Here is a 16,281-nt window from a genome sequence, read left to right on the forward strand (position 1 = left end):
GAAGAAGACGATTTGATGCTAGCGTTTTCCTTAACTCAAGCAATTAACGCTAAAAAGAAACAGTATTAGGGTAGACAGTTGGGCTGTTGGGAACGCATCGTAATTCAGGTGTGCAGACAAACTTGTGATAATTTTGGTACGGCAATTCGAGAAGGACAAGATAAGCTTTTGCGTCAAATGGGGTATAACCCAGTATTCCTGATAGTCAGAAATGATATGCCACAAGCTATCAATGCTTGCAGGATGGGTGGTTGGACACTAAGAGTAGGTAGGGAGACTTACGGCTACCTGCGTCAGGTTACGGGCTTCGACTTAGAATCGTGGTTGAAAGCAAGAAGCGATCGCTATAACATCAGACCCTAAACCGACGCTACTTCACCTAACCTTAAGAAGTGAAAACGCAATTTCAATTGACTATGGCAGAACTTCCCAAAACTCTAGAAGAAGCGATCGCCCAATCCCGCGAAGCTACCAAAGCCGCGATCGCAAATGGTTACACCAGGCTAAAAGTTGAGTTAGTCTTCCCAGAACTCAAAATTATGCCTGTAGCTTGGCAATTTATCCCAGCTTTTGAAGACATAGGTTCTGGGCTAAAAGTTTTCTTCCCTGACGCTGGTGCAGCTGCTCTGGCTCGTCGCGACTGGCCAGAGGTGCCTTTTAAAATACAAGATATTGGCACCAGCAAAAGCTCCCTAGAAGATAAAATTCAGCCAGAAGACAAGATTATATTGTTGGTTGAGCCTTCCTCGGTAGAAGTCCTGCAAGTCGAGAAGCTGTGCGAATATGCCGGAGATCGTCCCGTTGTCATGCTCAACCCCCGCTTAGAAGATCCCTCTATCGTGGGGATTGGCTATGCAGCGCGACAATTGCGCGATCGCTTCCTCGTCTCCCTGGAGTCTTGCTACTACCTCCGATCCCTAGAAGGTGCTGCCTTACTTCGTTGCTATCCTCAATCTTGGCAAGTCTGGCTGGAAACTAGCGACGATTACAAGCTGATTGCTGAAGTCTCCGAAAGACCAGTCGGGGAAGAACTCGATCAAATTATCGCTCAGGCTACAGGCACCAGCACTAGCACCAGCGACACCCCAGCACCTAAAAAATCTGGATTGTTTACCAATTTACAACGATTCATCCGCGCCCTGAGTCGTTAAAAAGAATTAAAAATGAAGAATGCCCCATTTTTAATTTGAGCGCGTCCTGCTGGTTTCGCCTGATAAAGTGCAGCTTCAGTCTTAAGCCCGACGACTAAAGTCGCGTCTAAACAAACAAAGCCTGCCAACGCAAGCTAGTAATATCAAGCTTTTGCATTGGCAAGCTTTGTTGTTCCAGCATCGAGGCTTCTAGCCTGTGGGTTATATTTGCAAAAATCGGATGCTCCCGCAGCGTTGCTAGGGACGGTTCTATTAGCAAATAAATTTATAAAAAATAATCTATAAATAGCCGACGTAATTAAACATAACTTGTGACAAATATATCCATTACTCATTATCATTTGAAAACTAAGTTACCTTTATTTTCCTGGAATTAAATCTAATAGTTTGACATAGACGCGATCGCATCTGGTTGTCTCCACGCCCTCGGTTTCTTTGTAACCGCTATTTTCATAAAGTTTAACTGCCTGTTGGAGAACGCTGGCAGTTTCCACCCAAATTTCTTGAAAACCAAGGAATGCGATCGCTTTCTCCAACTGATGTAACAAATACTTACCTAACCCTTGCCCTCGCACCTCTGGCAACAAATACATCTTGCGTATTTCTACCGCTTTTTCTCCCCGATGTACCGGATAATAAGCACCAGTTCCCACCAAGCGCCCAAGTCTTTCCACTACCCAAAATTCACCCCCAGCATCGAGATAAAATTTTTCTACCTCCAGCACATCCCTGTCGGCTCCCTCTGGCTCCCAAAGCAAGCCATACTCAGTTAATACTGAATGGATAACATCAGCTGCGGCTGCGCGATCGCTTTCTTCCCAACTCCGAATCAAAAAATTACCATATTGTATTTTCATGCCCGTTTTCAACCATTGGAACTACAAATAATTATCAAAAAAGTCAAGTTATTGCAACACCATACTCTCTGATAATTTATTCTTAATAAGGTAAATATAAGCTAATATTATTTATCTTAGATATACTTATACAAAATAAGTTGTGAAGTATTATAGTGTTTTTCAGATGGGTGGAATGTATTACGCTTCTGACGTTCCCAATACCAAGGTAGGGACATGGCAATGCCATGTCCTTACAGATGTATGGCACCCAACCCTTGAATTGCTATAGTAACCTCTCTTTGTCGGCAAAGAGGGGTTACTAATATCAGGTTTTTAACTATGAATTCTCGGTTCTGGGTGCAGAGTTTCCAACAACTCACTTTCGGCAACCGCTAATTCTTCCAGCCGCTCTTTAACAACATCACGCTCAAAGTAAGTATTAGCCAGCACCCAATAAACGCCATAATGACGAGCCTCAGATGCCATCAAACTGCGATAAAACTTGGCTAGATCGGGATCTGGAGAGTGATTAGCAAGTAATCCCAGCCGTTCGTGAGAGCGAGCCTCAATTAAACCAGAAACAAGCAGAGAATCCAACAATCGCTGAGGTTCCTGGGGACGAATTTGCGCCTTCATTCCAGCACCATAGGGAGGAGCCGAGAGGTGTCCCAGAGGGATGTGGCGGCGTTCTAGCCACTGATTGACTTGCTCAAAGTGTTCTAGTTCTTCACGAGCGATCGCTGTCAACATCCGCACCAGCTGAGTATTAGAAGGGTAGCGAAACATCAAATTCAAAGCTACGCCAGCAGCTTTTCGTTCGCAGTGGGAATGGTCTAACAGGATCGTGTCCAAGTTAGCGATCGCCATCTTTACCCAAGCCTGACTGGTTGGTTGCTTCAAAGCGACTATCGTTGGCGGCGTTACTGAAGAGGCGCTAAGCTCAGAATTTTTGGAAATTTCTAACATTCAAGCAAAAGCCAGAGGATTTTAGTCTGAATTTTGTCCCCAGTGGGCAGCTCAGACATATTTGTTCATCCGCAAGGGATATGCCAAACCCTTAAATATGCTACTAAGGCTAGGCAAGATATGATTGAACTGTAGTCTACCATACTTACAATCTGGGAAGTACCGCCATTTAAAAGAATTGAAGATTATACATTATAAATTAAAGTGTGTCTTTTTTGATTTTTAATTTTTAGGCAGGCATTCCCTACTTCAGGCTGTGCATCACCTTAATAATAGTCGGCACTATCCAGTGTTGTGAGAAATCGGAAGTTAGGAAAAGCAAAATGACCCACCGTCGCATTGTGATAGGTGATGTGCATGGCCACTACGACGGCCTAATGAGATTATTAGAAGCGATCGCGCCTTCTGATGAAGATTCAGTTTATTTTTTGGGGGACTTAATAGATCGGGGGACTCAGAGCGCTCAGGTTGTGAAATTTGTCAAGCAAAGTTCCTACCACTGCCTCCTGGGAAACCACGAGCAAATGTTAATAGACGTATTGGGCGATGGAGAAGTATATGGCCCAGCCCTGCAAGGATGGCTTTATAGTGGCGGACACGCCACCGTCAACAGTTATGGCGAAGCTGGCATTCCCCAAGGAGATATAGACTGGATGCGAAGCTTGCCAACACACCTAGACTTAGGCGACATTTGGTTAGTTCACGCAGGCGTTCATCCGCAAATCCCTCTCGAAAAGCAAAGCGCTGAAGAATTTTGTTGGATTCGGGAAGAATTCCACAGTATAGCCAAACCATACTTCCCTGATAAACTAATCATCACAGGTCACACCATCACCTTCACCTTGCCTGGGGTGACACCAGGGAAATTAGCCCAAGGAAATGGCTGGCTAGACATTGATACTGGTGCCTACCACCAAAAAAGCGGCTGGTTGACAGGCTTGGACATCACCAACAACCTTGTATATCAAGTCAACGTCTTGCGCGGTCGCGTTCGCAAACTCTCACTATCAGAAGCCGTAACGCGAATCGATCCATCACAGGTGGGTAGAATGCGTCGCCATATGCTTAGACCATAAGGCAAAAAGGCAATCCTTTCAAAGGATTGCCTTTTTGAAGAGTTTGTCTTTTAGGAGAGGGCGCGGATGTTCCTCTTGTAAGCCAACTCATCCAGTCCCTCGCCCACATTGGCAGTCGCCGGGTCGATGGCACGTTCCAAGGCGTTAATTCTGTCCTGTGTCCCCGGATGGGTACTCAAGAAATTAGGCACCGAGCCGCCTCGGAGTAGCTTTTCCATAAAACCCACCATCCCTGCGGGGGCATAGCCTGCATTTGTTAAGGTTTCCAGACCCTTTTGATCAGCCTCAAATTCATCTTTGCGACTGTTCGGACGGCGTAGAGCTAGATCCACACCAATTTGCACCGCCAAATTGCGGTCTAAGCCAGCAGCAGCCGCCACACCGCGAGCGATCGCAGTTTGGCGCATTTGCTCCAACGCATGACGGGAAGCAATATGGCCGATTTCGTGAGCTAAGACACCTGCCAGCTGAGCTTCATTATCTGCCGCCTTTAGCAAGCCAGTATGGATGTAGACAAAGCCCCCCATCGTAGCAAAAGCATTAACGCTTTTATCGTTAACTACCTGAAAAGTATAAGGAATATCCGGGCGATCGCTACTACTAGCCAGCCGCTGACCAATCTCATTAACATAGCGGGTTATTTGCGGATTACGATACAAGCGAATTTCTCTAGTCACCAGTTGTTCATTAATTGACCGACCAATCTGAACTTCCTGGCTATCAGAAACATTCGACATCTGAATCACCTGAACGCCGCGCAAAATCAGGTCTAACCAGGGTATCGCTTGCCCTGGTTGCGGCAAACCTACCCAAATAAATAGCGCCATCACCGCTGACAGCAACGGGTATAACCAGCGGCGATTTGCCTGACGATAAAAAAACGATAACGGATTCAACTTCATAGCCAATACGCGCAAGAATACTTCAAACAGCTGCAATCAAAGACTCTGGAATCCAAGACGCAAAGCAGCAAGTCTTGGTTGCCTTTCTAGGATTCCCCTGGCACATAGTTTTCTAACTTTTGTTCAAAAAAAGAGATTTTTGCCTAAATAGTCAAGATAAGAGCGATAAGTCCTAAAAATAAAGATAATCATTGAATTTATCCTTTATCCTGCCGTTAACTCAACACCATCAAAATGCGATCGCTTAAGCCTTGCCAGATTCCTACGCAATATCACGTAGACAAGCATTTTTCCGAAAAGCAAATTAAGCGATTATGCCGATGAAGTAACCAGGCAGCCTCACAGAAAATGCAGATAGTATCTATATCCTCACGTTTAATATATGCAAGCTCAAGAACATTTAACATCGGGAAGTATTGGTCAATTAGTTGAGCATTTATTAATCACTCGCACAATCACTCGCGCTGACCAACGGCGGCTGATGTCCACACTGTTATCGAAAACAGCCTTAAACGCCGAAGAGCAAGCTCAAGTAAATCGAGTCCTTGACAAGCTAAAAAATGGATGGTTGCGCGTAGTAGAGTAAATAATCCTCTTTTTTTCAGCAGATTTACTTATCCAGTCAGCCACACCACTTCCTGACGACACTCATGTTACTCTGACAAAAGACTACCGGATCGTGACTCATCTAGCTTGCGATCTATAGAGTTAGATGTTATTTTCCACCAGTCTTTTAGCTAGAGCCAGGACATTTCTGCATGAAGATTTTGGATTCTCAAGGTCGCTTATTCGGCAAGGTAAGCATTTTAGATGTTGCTGCTGCCTTAGTGATTCTCTCAGTTATTGTCGGGATCTTCTTCTTCCCCGGCACCTCCGGTTCGGTTGCTCAAGTCGGCGTTACCACAAAACCAGTAGAAGTAGATGCCATTGTTCGGGGTTTGAACGTCCTAGACCCGCAAGGATTAATGGAACAGTTTGAGAAAGACAAAAAAGTAAATATTATCATCCGCAATCAACCCGCCGGACAGATGGAGATTAAATCCGTCAAACTCCTGCCACGAACAGTGGTTGTGCCGCAACCAGATGGTTCTGTCAAAGCCTTAGCCGATCCCAGACAAGATTCTTTCAGCACCGATATGCTAATGAATTTTGCTACAAAAGGGCAAACTACTAAAGATGGTCTAGTCATAGGCGGCACTAAAGTCAAAATTGGTATGCCCCTAGAACTCGACGGTTCAGATTACAACTTTAACGTCACTGTGATTGATATCCGGTTGGAAGGCTAAAAGAATGGAATCATGGCTAATTGGTCAAGAACGCAATTAGCCATGATTCCATTAGCCATTAAGCAATTTCAAAAATCGCCGGATTAAGCCAATTGTCACCGCAGGCATTTCTAACTGGGGTGTCAGCCCCACATCATCCAGAGGTTGAAAAACCTTGACGGCTTGCGGATTCAAAGCTGCAAGCCGCCTGCCAATATCAGGGCCTGTAAACTGAGATTTTTCGCCCCACATGATGGCAGTAGGCACGTTTAGCTGCCCAATGTACAGTGAAAGATCGAAGCATAAATCCCCCCGCACAAAAGAAAGCGCTGCATATTCAGCATTTGGTTCCAGGGCAGATTCCAGATAGGCGTTGACAATTTCTTCGTAAACGCGATCGCTCTGAGCAAATTGGCGTTGTTCTAAGAAACTGCGGATACCGCCGCTGGTAGCAACGCCAGTGCTGTAAATTAGTTTATCTAAAATGGGTGTGCTGACGAGCTGGGCAAAAAAGCTGCGCGTGTAATTTTCGCCAAAGTCAGACAACCCAGCCGCTGTCGTCAAAATCAGGGACTTAAATAAATCGGGACGAGCGATCGCAGCTCTAATTGTAAAGGCAGCCGAGAGCGAAGACGCAATTACAGGCGTTGCGCTATTACAAGTCAGCTCCAGAAACTCGATAATCGTGTTGATGTAGTCATCTATTTGGTAATTCCGGGCTGGATGATCGGATCTACCCCAACCAATTAAGTCTGGTGCTAAGATTCGATACTCAGTAGCAAAAGCTGGGTAGACTTTCGACCACTCATAAGCGGACGAGCCTCCACCAAAGCCATGCAGGAAAACCAATGTGGGCAACTCTTTCAAACTGGTGGCAGCTGTTGACCGCCACGGTTCCCCTTCGTTAGTGTAGTACACCATTCTTCCCAACGAGGTGACAACTGAGTGCTGTTCAAATCCTGGTGGCTGAATCATGGGACAAACCTCCTATCTACTGCCATCATCGCCGATTTAGGTCTAGCAAAACCTCTGGCTGTGGAATGGTGATTAGTCATGAAGAACTTCCCCAATCCACACAGTCGATAGAAATGCCAAGAAACTCTAAAACCAAACCTCGTCTGTTTAAAGATTTGGTAAGTGGTTCTCTCACCCGAAAAATAGCCGTATTAAGTAAAAAAAACTAATAGCGCCTTAGTTTGACATCTGTGGCAGTTCGGAGACATCAGCTAGATAACGGATGCGAAACCGGAAAAAATCAGAGATAATTTTAACGGTAGGGGGTAAAACCCATCACCCCATTTTTCCGTACTTATGTAGACTTTCAGCTACGCTTAAACGAGTAGCCACCAGCAAACGTTGAGGAATGGAACATTTGCCATCATTTCCGGATCAGGAAGTTTAAAGTGCGGAATCTTTCGACTCGCCCAAGAAGCATTAATTGGGATGGCAATATAAAAAATGCTTTGGGAGTCAAGGAGGCTGGATGAACACAAGGAGAGTTGGTAGTTTAAGGTCGTCGCTTCCATTGAAAAGCCAGAAAGAAATCATCGTCCAGTGTCCAGTGCTAGATGCAGTTAAAGGCAATCCGGTTGTTGAAAAAGGGCGTTTACATAGTGTTATGGCAAAGCAATACAGTCCTGTGTGTGATGAAGTGGGCGAGTTTGAAGCATCAGCGACAGCTGATTTTCTCAACGCTGCTACCGTTGTCGCTTCTGCTGGCGCAAAGCCGTTAGAGTCTGATTTCGGCTTTCCGGTAAAAAAACCTACCTGCGTTCGCCTCAACATGGAAGATTTGACATGCTTTGAAGTAGTGGAACGTCAGTTTCAACAATGGGGAGTCACCTTTAGAAACGCGATCGCTCTCCAACCCTCAAACCCTGCCTTTCCCGTTCAGTCTGGCACCACAGTCCTCATGGGTGCGCCGAAAAACGGCTTGATAGAAGTGTTTTTCGAGTATCCAGTACGCTTTGTCAGCGGCTTTACCACCAGTTCTCAGCGAACTATTTTATCTGCCTTTGACGCCCAAGATAAACTCCTCGCCCGCACCGAGATACCTGGGCCAAATCTCGCCGGAACTGACTCCCCAATCCCTCCCAACACGCTCCTGAGCGTAAACGTACCTGATATCAGTCGGATTACTTTCTACGCCTTTGACGGTCAGCTAACCGTCGATGACTTAAGCTTTGGTTTCTAAGAGATAAGTTAGCGTTCCCACGTTTGAACCTTCCACTGAGAAAAAACTTATCGAGAGAGCCAGTAGGTTAGATATAATCTATCTGACTTAAGCAGGAAATCTCCGTGGCACAGGCGTCTAAATGGCGGCAGCAAATCGCTAACCTCATTGAAAGCTCGTCGCACAAACCATCAAAGTTGGCACTTTTCCAGCGGTTTCCTCAAGCAAGGTTGTCGCAAGGAGGCTGGCTGCTGGCGATCGCATTTATGTTGGCAATGCTTTTCTGGAACTGGAAGCTTCTGCTGGCTACCTGCGCTGGTGTGTTGGTAATGTTGCTGGTTTACTTGATGCAGGAATGGGACTGGCAAGTACACTGGTCAAGTATGCAACGGTTTTTTAGCGGCTCCAATCGTCAATTAACTCTGGCAGTTGGTAGCGGCGGACTGGCCACCTTCAGCACCTACATGGCTGCTTCCATCTGGGTAGACTCAGATAGCCCCTGGATTGCAACTGGTGCGATTCTTCAAGGCTTAGGCACCCTGTTAACTCTCATTTTGTTGGTGTGGCAAATTATTAGTCGTCAAGTGAATCGCGAAGAAGGTAATCTGAACCATCTGTTAACGGAACTAACAGAGGTTGACCCCCTGAAGCGTTTGCTTGCAGTTCGTCAACTGAGCGCTTTAGTAACAGATGCTCGGTTAGAGCGCGATCGCAAACGTACCATCGCCGAATATTTTCGCCTGATGTTGAGTCGAGAGCCGGAAGCTGTCATCCGCGACGCAATTCTTGATGGTCTGCAAGAGCTGGAATCACAGCAGCTAACTAAAGCCAGTCAGCCGTTAAAGATACCCATCACTGTGAAAAGCTCTGCCAGAAAATTAAGAATTAAAAATTGACCGGATGTGCAACTTTTTCTTAGCTCCCCAATTGTCCCTTGGGTTGGGAGTATCACACTATAAAGAAAGTTGCACATGGCTTACATCGGGGATGCTTCACTTTTAATTTTCAAACTTGGGTTCAGCTTTTTCCACTGAAGCATCGTTGATTCCCAAAGTTAGCTCTAAAGGTGTCTGGGAAGGATATGCCTTCACAACCTCCCGATAAACATCGTAATTCGTCGGCAACGTCACCGTCTGGTTGCCAGAGCGATAGGTGATCTGGTAGTCCACATCTCGCAACAGACCAGGTGTACTTGTCTGTTCGCCTGGTTGTTGTCGCTGTTCAATTTCATCCAGCGTCGGTTGTGGCGGGAGAGCCGCCCACCAAAGTTCCCGCTCATGAGGGCCAATAACCGCTCCTTCTGGTTTCTCGCCATTGCGGTTGAGCAAAGAAGTAGAGCCAAAAGTTTCTATTCGCTCTAGATTGCGGCTGGGATTAGTAAAGTAGTGAACTTTCCAAGTAAAAGTAGTCCGCGCTGTTGCTTCATACTGGCTGGTAGTTACAGTGCTGCACCCAGCAAGAGCAACCAAAAGAAAAAATCGTGTGACGGTGGCAAAAATTTGCTTTTGTTGTAAAAATTGACCTTTAAGACTCACTGTATGCTGACACCAATTTAAAAGACTAAATGCAGCTGGCTCCGCTATTTCCTATTGTGTACCGAATTCTTCAGCCTGCCTTTCCTAACTGTCTGTGGTCGGGTGCTGCAAATTCAAAAGCGATCGCTCTCACCTTTGATGATGGCCCCCATCCTCAGTACACCAGAGAGCTGTTACAAGTGCTAGACCGCTACAGCATCACTGCTAGTTTTTTCTGGCTCGGTGCCTGTGTCAACCGTTACCCAACAGTTGCTAAAGAAGTCTACGACCGGGGCCACTGGATTGGATTACACGGATACGATCATCGCGCCTTTCCTAAACTCAGCCCAACGGAACTCCAGCAAAGTATAGAACACACCCAACAGGCAATCCAAAAAGCTTGTCAACTAGATTCACGCTACATCCGAGATATCCGGCCCCCCAACGGTTTGTTTACACCCCAAACCTTAGATTTATTGCACCAGTGGAACTATCGACCTGTCATGTGGAGCGTCGTCCCGGAAGACTGGGTGCGTCCAGGAATTTCCCTGGTCGTAGAGCGGGTGCTGCGGCAAGTTCGCAATGGTTCAGTGATTGTTCTGCACGATGGCTACTACGGTGGACAAGACGTAGCCCAAACCACTAGCCAGCTAATTCCCCAACTATTGCAGCAAGGATACCAGTTTGTCACCATTGATTTTTTGTGGCAACAAGCCAAATTGAGTGGTCAATGCGGATTTTGCAATATATATTGATGTTTTAGATGTCACATTTAGTCCCAGTTGATTAGAATGACTGAATAGAATTCAGCCATTTGTCTCAACCGCTGACCTATAAAGCTTAATAGTATGGAGTTATATTTGAGCTTAACGTAAGATAAAAGGACAATTTCTCGTAGTTTTGGCTTGCACGTTCATTACTGCTTAGTGCTATTGTCGCCAATCCTTTGACGCTGGAAAAGCGGCCAATTGATAGAAAGGCAGCGAAAAACTGGCTTGTTTTCTCAAGAAAGCGAGTAAGTAAGAGCAAATCCTGTAAAAATTAGTTCAAGGAGATGGGCTGCATGATGGGTGCATCAATTCCAATTGCATTATCCATTTGGAAAAGCTCGCCAGACATTAATTTCATATTTGCAGGATTAAATAATCAAAAAACGTGCAATTTTTGTAAGAGAGGCTACAATCGGAAAGGTCTTGAACATATCCAGCATTAACACCTACCCCAACGCTTTTAAGTTCGCCCTGGCGTTGCGAGGAATGTATTCTCTCTTTCTCTCACCTAGTCAGTGAGCAACCTTTGAATGCTGGCAAACTATACCACTGACTAACTTGTTTGTAGATTAACCACACCATCTTCTGGTCTTTAACTGAAGGAGCATGAGGAATTAGGCATGACCCAGGCCAACGACGTACTCGAAATCATCATTCAGCCTGACAGCGAAATGTTAGAGCTATTAATTGACGAAGAAGCGGATCGAGATGAAGAATTTGTAGACGTGGCACCGGATGAAGAAGACGGTAAGCCTGGTAAGGTAGCCAGATCCCGTCGTCGGGTGCAAACTAAAAAGAAGCACTATACAGAGGATTCGATTCGCCTATATTTACAAGAAATTGGTCGGATTCGCCTGCTACGCGCCGACGAAGAAATTGAACTTGCTCGGAAAATTGCAGATTTGCTGGAATTGGAACGTTTACGCCAGCAATTGATCGAAAATCTAGAGCGGGAACCCCAAGATATAGAGTGGGCTGAAGGGGTACTGAAATCTGAGCGAGTCTGGGAACAACTTACTACTCAGTTAGGAAGAGAACCAGAACAAGAAGAGTGGTCTAAAGAGGTTAAAAAGCGCCTACCAGCGTTTCGACATCGCCTCTATGTAGGTCGCCGCGCTAAGGACAAAATGGTGCAGTCAAACCTGCGTTTGGTGGTTTCGATTGCCAAGAAATATATGAATCGCGGGTTATCTTTCCAAGACTTGATTCAGGAAGGCAGTCTGGGATTGATTCGCGCCGCTGAGAAATTCGACCACGAGAAAGGCTACAAGTTTTCAACTTACGCTACATGGTGGATTCGTCAGGCAATAACCAGAGCGATCGCTGACCAATCTCGCACCATCCGCCTACCTGTTCACCTCTACGAAACCATTTCTCGCATCAAGAAAACCACCAAACTCCTTTCTCAGGAAATGGGCCGCAAACCCACTGAAGAAGAAATTGCTACGAGAATGGAGATGACCATTGAGAAACTGCGTTTCATCGCCAAATCTGCCCAATTGCCGATATCCTTAGAAACGCCAATCGGCAAAGAAGAAGATTCTCGACTGGGAGACTTCATCGAAGCTGATGGTGAAACCCCAGAAGATCAAGTTTCCAAAAATTTGCTCAGGGAAGACTTAGAAAGCGTCCTCGATACTCTCAGCCCCCGCGAACGCGACGTTTTACGTCTGCGCTACGGCTTAGATGATGGACGCATGAAGACCCTCGAAGAAATCGGTCAAATCTTCAACGTCACCCGCGAACGAATCCGTCAAATCGAAGCGAAAGCCCTCCGCAAGTTGCGCCACCCCAACCGCAACAGCATCCTCAAAGAATACATTCGCTAAACAATAGCTTTGAGCAAATAGGGTGGGCATTGCCCACCCTATTTTCTTAGCTTTTTTTTCCTAACAATAACTCTACAGATATTCAAAAACACCATATTTTATAAAAAAGCTGGATATTTCCGAAGAAACACCCAGCGAATTGAGATTGACCGAGGTTAAGAAGACTGAAAAATTACATTAAGCCCCAGAAGTGAAGTACACCTTGACCACTGGTGAGTTCAATAATTACAGCAGCGAGGAATCCAATCATCGCCAGACGACCGTTCCAGTTTTCAGCTTGAGGGGTAAAGCCAACCTTCGTTACATCGTTGCGATCTTGAGTTTGCATAGTTTTATACTGACTGGAATAAAATTTGGTTACATTATGTAAATTAATGTAACTAAAGATCGGCGATCGCGCAACAATCTGCTCCGCTTGCGGATGAAAATTGACTTTGGTGCGAAAATATAAGGCACTTGGGCCTGCTTCCGTCACACTCTTGCAAAATGATATGTCGCTAACCGCCGCCAAACTGCTAAGCGATCGCTTAGATAATTATTATCAGCAGATTGCAGCAGTCATTCTCAACCGTCAAAATCCGATAACCGGGCTATTACCCGCCAGTACCGCCATTAACGCCCACGGCGACTATACCGACGCTTGGGTGCGAGACAACGTTTATAGCATTCTCGCGGTTTGGGGATTGGCGCTGGCTTACCGCAAAGTTGATGAAGATGGGGGACGCACCTACGAACTAGAACAAAGCGTGGTCAAGCTGATGCGGGGGCTGTTGTTCTGCATGATGCGCCAAAGCCACAAGGTAGAAAGTTTTAAACAAAGCCAATCCCTGCTAGACTGCCTGCACGCCAAATACAACACCAGTTCTGGCGATGTTGTCGTCGGCGATGACGCTTGGGGACACTTGCAATTAGATGCTACCTCCCTGTTTTTGCTGATGCTGGCGCAGATGACAGCATCCGGGTTACACATCATCTACTGCATAGATGAAGTTAACTTCGTGCAAAATCTGGTGTATTACATTGGTCGCGCATACCGAACACCCGATTATGGAATTTGGGAACGAGGAAATAAAATTAATCGGGGGAATCCAGAACTGAACGCAAGTTCGGTGGGAATGGCAAAAGCCGCCTTAGAAGCAATTAGCGGGTTGGATTTATTCGGGGTACGCGGTTCTCAGGCTTCGGTTATCCACGTCTTACCTGATGAAATCGCTCGCGCCCGGATGACGCTGAAATCCTTGCTGCCAAGAGAATCTAGCTCAAAAGAAGTTGATGCAGCATTGTTGAGTGTAATTAGTTTCCCAGCCTTTGCGGTGGAAAATATGGAACTGGTGGAACGCACCCGCCAGAAAATTATTGACAAGCTGGAAGGACGCTATGGCTGCAAACGCTTTTTGCGAGATGGACACCAAACCGTTTTGGAAGATACCAGCCGCTTGCACTATGAACCTTGGGAATTGCAACAGTTTGAGCATATTGAGTGCGAATGGCCTTTATTTTTCACTTATTTGGTGCTGGATGGCTTGTTTCACAGAGACACAGAACAAGTTAAAGACTACCAAGAGTGTTTAGAGTCTCTGTTAATTGAACAGGAAGGTTTGGGGTTGCTACCTGAACTGTATTATGTGCCGAGAGAGAAAATAGAGGCGGAAAGGTTAAATCCTCACAGTCAGACACGTTTACCTAACGAAAATATTCCCTTGGTATGGGCGCAAAGCTTGTATTTATTAGGGCAAATGTTGAGTGAAGGTTTGGTGGCGGTGGGAGATATTGACCCACTGGGACGGCATTTAACAATGAATCGCAATCAAGACCCATTGGTGCAAATTGCCCTCTTAGCTGAAGATGAGGATTTACAGGCAAAATTGCAAGTTCAGGGCATTGCAACCCAAACACCAACGCAGGTGGAACCGATTCAGGTACGTCAAGCAACCGACTTGTCAGGGGTTTTTACTCAAATTGGTCGGAACGATAAACTAGGACTTACTGGCAGACCTGTAAGGCGGTTGCGGAGTTTAACGACATCGCGGGTTTTTCGCGTCCGAGGTGAGACGATTGTCTTTTTACCGTCGTTTTTGGATCAACAGCAATTTTATCTGACGCTGGATTATCATTTTCTGGTGGCTGAAATTCAAAGCGAACTGGCGTATATTCAGCGGAATTGGTCTGAGTTGGGTCGTCCGACGATGACGCTGTTGCTAACTCATGCGATGCTGGAAACTGGCTCTGAGGCGTTGCTGGAATTGATGCAGGAGCTGAAAGACGGTCTTTGCAATGGTGTCCGGGTAAAATTGGGGCGGCTGAATCAGCTGATGCTGACGGCGGGAACTCAAAGAATCGATTTTCTGCACGATTTTGAGTTTAGTCAGTCTCCAGTTCAAGATGCAGCTTTGCAATGCTACTACCTAGCTAGCCTTCCTGAGAAAAATGGTCCGTTGAACCATACTCAAGAATTTATGCTGGAGTGTGAAACGAATTTAGGATTATTACTCGACCGTCTGCGGGAGACAAATAATATCTACGAGCAAGTTGAGTGGTTGCATACCTTGGTGCGGTTGCGGGGGTTGGATTTTGACACGGGGTTCGGAGGCCCAGGCGTGCGGGTGACGGTGGCGGATTTGCTGGATGAAGTTTACGCTAAGGCTGGTATTTCTGGGCCTTCACCTTATTGGACGGTGGTGCGTCATGCGGCTGGGTTGCTGGATAAGGTGGATATCAGTTTGTCGGATGCGGTGACTGATATTCTGGTGCGGGGTAAGCAAATTACGGTGGGGAAGGCGTATAGTGAGGCATCGTTGATGACGCGCCCGATGTCGTATACAGAGATTATGGATAAGATTCGGGAGTTTTGTAGGGAAGATATACGCGATCGCGTCCTTACTCAAGAAATCCTAATCTATCTCGGTCAACTGATCAAGTCGGAACCCCAATTATTTGACGGTTTGTTGACGCTGCGAGTCGGATATCTAATTCTACTTTTAACTAGCGAATTAGCTCACGAGTTGCAAACATCTCAAGATGAAGCTTACGAAAATTTGATGCAATTAAGTCCGTTTGAAGTTAGGATGCGTCTGCGTCAAGTTTTGGCTGGATACGAAGGGATGAATCAAGTATTGTTAAGCCAAGAATCTTTGCACGTTAAACAGCAGGAGAAAGATATTGACTGGGTGGTGTCAGTAGTGGAACAAGATGAAGTAGAAGCACCCGCTGCTGGTGGTTGGTTGCGACAGCGACAGTTAGATGGGGCGTTAAATCGGGTTCCGAAAGATTTTTATCCCAGCGTTTGGCGATTACTGAAACACTGTAAGGGTTTGGTGATTGGCGATAAGTTAGAACGCCGCAACCGTTTGGATAGCCAGATGATTTTGTCAGAAATGACACCAGGAGAGAAGAATTTTGCTCTGCGGGTGGAACATTTGCTAAATAAGATACAGGTGCCGGAATACCGTAAAGTTAATATTGAGGCGTTGATGGAGTTGGATGCGATCGCGATCGCTAACCCCGGTTTACAAATTGCCGAATATATTGTGCTAGATGTGCTAATTGGTCATGCTGTCCGATTAGCTTGGCTAGAAAAGTTTCCGGAACACTCCGACCGTTACGATGAGTACAAAGCCGCCGCTTGGCGTGCATTTTATGGAACTTCTCCCCAGGAATGCGCCACTTTTATTGTGAAGGCGTTTAGATTCTTGACTCAATTTGGACAGGTTAGTGCTGCTTAAGAGTCATTTATCATTAGTAACTTGTGGAGTGGTTTAGATTTTTTACAGGAATGAACCGCGTTAGCGAAGCCTGC

The 16,281-nt window shown here is 45.9% G+C and carries 16 protein-coding genes; 10 read left to right on the forward strand and 6 right to left on the reverse strand.

Features of this window, described 5'->3' with window-relative positions; genetic code table 11:
- The first annotated feature begins 78 nt into the window (after positions 1-78).
- Positions 79-363: a hypothetical protein gene (locus H6F66_RS05790; RefSeq protein ID WP_190448073.1), complete on the forward strand. Its 285-nt coding sequence runs from the start codon at positions 79-81 to the stop codon at positions 361-363.
- Positions 364-416: 53 nt separating this feature from the next.
- Positions 417-1,151, forward strand: coding sequence for a DUF1995 family protein (locus H6F66_RS05795; protein ID WP_190419145.1), 735 nt, complete (start codon positions 417-419; stop codon positions 1,149-1,151).
- A 359-nt stretch (positions 1,152-1,510) separates the two neighbouring features.
- Here the strand turns inward: H6F66_RS05795 and H6F66_RS05800 are convergent, their stop codons facing one another.
- A complete protein-coding gene (locus H6F66_RS05800) occupies positions 1,511-2,008 on the reverse strand; it encodes a GNAT family N-acetyltransferase (protein WP_190419147.1) in 498 nt (165 codons plus the stop codon).
- A 315-nt stretch (positions 2,009-2,323) separates the two neighbouring features.
- A complete protein-coding gene (miaE, locus tag H6F66_RS05805; protein ID WP_190419149.1) occupies positions 2,324-2,956 on the reverse strand; it encodes a tRNA isopentenyl-2-thiomethyl-A-37 hydroxylase MiaE in 633 nt (210 codons plus the stop codon).
- A 323-nt stretch (positions 2,957-3,279) separates the two neighbouring features.
- Between miaE and H6F66_RS05810 the strand changes: the two genes are divergently transcribed.
- Complete coding sequence (locus tag H6F66_RS05810) at positions 3,280-4,032, forward strand: metallophosphoesterase family protein (protein WP_190419151.1); 753 nt, start codon at positions 3,280-3,282, stop codon at positions 4,030-4,032.
- A 50-nt stretch (positions 4,033-4,082) separates the two neighbouring features.
- On the opposite strand, the gene H6F66_RS05815 is transcribed toward H6F66_RS05810, so the two are convergent.
- Positions 4,083-4,934: a M48 family metallopeptidase gene (locus H6F66_RS05815; RefSeq protein ID WP_190419153.1), complete on the reverse strand. Its 852-nt coding sequence runs from the start codon at positions 4,932-4,934 to the stop codon at positions 4,083-4,085.
- 382 nt (positions 4,935-5,316) lie between these two features.
- On the opposite strand from H6F66_RS05815, the gene H6F66_RS05820 reads away from it, so the two are divergent.
- On the forward strand, positions 5,317-5,520 hold the full coding sequence (locus H6F66_RS05820) for a hypothetical protein (RefSeq protein ID WP_190419155.1): 204 nt from the start codon (positions 5,317-5,319) through the stop codon (positions 5,518-5,520).
- A gap of 172 nt (positions 5,521-5,692) precedes the next feature.
- Positions 5,693-6,220: a DUF4330 domain-containing protein gene (locus H6F66_RS05825; protein WP_190419157.1), complete on the forward strand. Its 528-nt coding sequence runs from the start codon at positions 5,693-5,695 to the stop codon at positions 6,218-6,220.
- A 51-nt stretch (positions 6,221-6,271) separates the two neighbouring features.
- Here H6F66_RS05825 and H6F66_RS05830 read toward each other — a convergent pair whose 3' ends face one another.
- Positions 6,272-7,174, reverse strand: coding sequence for an alpha/beta hydrolase (locus tag H6F66_RS05830; protein WP_190419159.1), 903 nt, complete (start codon positions 7,172-7,174; stop codon positions 6,272-6,274).
- A 508-nt stretch (positions 7,175-7,682) separates the two neighbouring features.
- Between H6F66_RS05830 and H6F66_RS05835 the strand changes: the two genes are divergently transcribed.
- Positions 7,683-8,393 (forward strand): hypothetical protein, encoded by a 711-nt coding sequence (locus H6F66_RS05835; protein WP_199313303.1) that lies wholly within the window; start codon positions 7,683-7,685, stop codon positions 8,391-8,393.
- Positions 8,394-8,497: 104 nt separating this feature from the next.
- Positions 8,498-9,268 (forward strand): hypothetical protein, encoded by a 771-nt coding sequence (locus tag H6F66_RS05840; protein ID WP_190419161.1) that lies wholly within the window; start codon positions 8,498-8,500, stop codon positions 9,266-9,268.
- A 102-nt stretch (positions 9,269-9,370) separates the two neighbouring features.
- On the opposite strand, the gene H6F66_RS05845 is transcribed toward H6F66_RS05840, so the two are convergent.
- The gene (locus tag H6F66_RS05845; protein ID WP_190419231.1) at positions 9,371-9,871 is read right to left on the reverse strand and encodes a hypothetical protein; all 501 of its coding nucleotides are present in this window, start codon (positions 9,869-9,871) and stop codon (positions 9,371-9,373) included.
- A gap of 65 nt (positions 9,872-9,936) precedes the next feature.
- On the opposite strand from H6F66_RS05845, the gene H6F66_RS05850 reads away from it, so the two are divergent.
- Both H6F66_RS05850 and rpoD read left to right on the forward strand, forming a co-directional pair.
- Positions 9,937-10,641: a polysaccharide deacetylase family protein gene (locus H6F66_RS05850; RefSeq protein ID WP_190419163.1), complete on the forward strand. Its 705-nt coding sequence runs from the start codon at positions 9,937-9,939 to the stop codon at positions 10,639-10,641.
- Between the two features lie 635 nt (positions 10,642-11,276).
- Positions 11,277-12,485: an RNA polymerase sigma factor RpoD gene (gene rpoD, locus H6F66_RS05855; RefSeq protein ID WP_190419165.1), complete on the forward strand. Its 1,209-nt coding sequence runs from the start codon at positions 11,277-11,279 to the stop codon at positions 12,483-12,485.
- A 172-nt stretch (positions 12,486-12,657) separates the two neighbouring features.
- Here rpoD and H6F66_RS05860 read toward each other — a convergent pair whose 3' ends face one another.
- Positions 12,658-12,813 (reverse strand): chlorophyll a/b-binding protein, encoded by a 156-nt coding sequence (locus H6F66_RS05860; protein ID WP_190419167.1) that lies wholly within the window; start codon positions 12,811-12,813, stop codon positions 12,658-12,660.
- Between the two features lie 163 nt (positions 12,814-12,976).
- Here H6F66_RS05860 and H6F66_RS05865 point away from each other — a divergent pair, with 163 nt between their 5' ends.
- Positions 12,977-16,207 carry a glycoside hydrolase family 15 protein gene (locus H6F66_RS05865; RefSeq protein ID WP_190419169.1) on the forward strand — a complete coding sequence of 1,077 codons (3,231 nt, stop codon included), beginning with the start codon at positions 12,977-12,979 and terminating at the stop codon, positions 16,205-16,207.
- Positions 16,208-16,281: the final 74 nt, after the last annotated feature.

Source organism: Trichocoleus sp. FACHB-6, assembly GCF_014695815.1.
Lineage (GTDB): Bacteria > Cyanobacteriota > Cyanobacteriia > Cyanobacteriales > FACHB-T130 > Funiculus > Funiculus sociatus.

Bases quoted from the DNA above. Each gene is read 5' to 3' on its own strand.
- H6F66_RS05795 (WP_190419145.1), top strand. From the start codon at position 417: ATGGCAGAACTTCCCAAAACTCTAGAAGAAGCGATCGCCCAATCCCGC.
- H6F66_RS05800 (WP_190419147.1), bottom strand. From the start codon at position 2,008: ATGAAAATACAATATGGTAATTTTTTGATTCGGAGTTGGGAAGAAAGC.
- miaE (WP_190419149.1), bottom strand. From the start codon at position 2,956: ATGTTAGAAATTTCCAAAAATTCTGAGCTTAGCGCCTCTTCAGTAACG.
- H6F66_RS05810 (WP_190419151.1), top strand. From the start codon at position 3,280: ATGACCCACCGTCGCATTGTGATAGGTGATGTGCATGGCCACTACGAC.
- H6F66_RS05815 (WP_190419153.1), bottom strand. From the start codon at position 4,934: ATGAAGTTGAATCCGTTATCGTTTTTTTATCGTCAGGCAAATCGCCGC.
- H6F66_RS05820 (WP_190419155.1), top strand. From the start codon at position 5,317: ATGCAAGCTCAAGAACATTTAACATCGGGAAGTATTGGTCAATTAGTT.
- H6F66_RS05825 (WP_190419157.1), top strand. From the start codon at position 5,693: ATGAAGATTTTGGATTCTCAAGGTCGCTTATTCGGCAAGGTAAGCATT.
- H6F66_RS05830 (WP_190419159.1), bottom strand. From the start codon at position 7,174: ATGATTCAGCCACCAGGATTTGAACAGCACTCAGTTGTCACCTCGTTG.
- H6F66_RS05835 (WP_199313303.1), top strand. From the start codon at position 7,683: ATGAACACAAGGAGAGTTGGTAGTTTAAGGTCGTCGCTTCCATTGAAA.
- H6F66_RS05850 (WP_190419163.1), top strand. From the start codon at position 9,937: ATGCAGCTGGCTCCGCTATTTCCTATTGTGTACCGAATTCTTCAGCCT.
- rpoD (WP_190419165.1), top strand. From the start codon at position 11,277: ATGACCCAGGCCAACGACGTACTCGAAATCATCATTCAGCCTGACAGC.
- H6F66_RS05860 (WP_190419167.1), bottom strand. From the start codon at position 12,813: ATGCAAACTCAAGATCGCAACGATGTAACGAAGGTTGGCTTTACCCCT.
- H6F66_RS05865 (WP_190419169.1), top strand. From the start codon at position 12,977: ATGTCGCTAACCGCCGCCAAACTGCTAAGCGATCGCTTAGATAATTAT.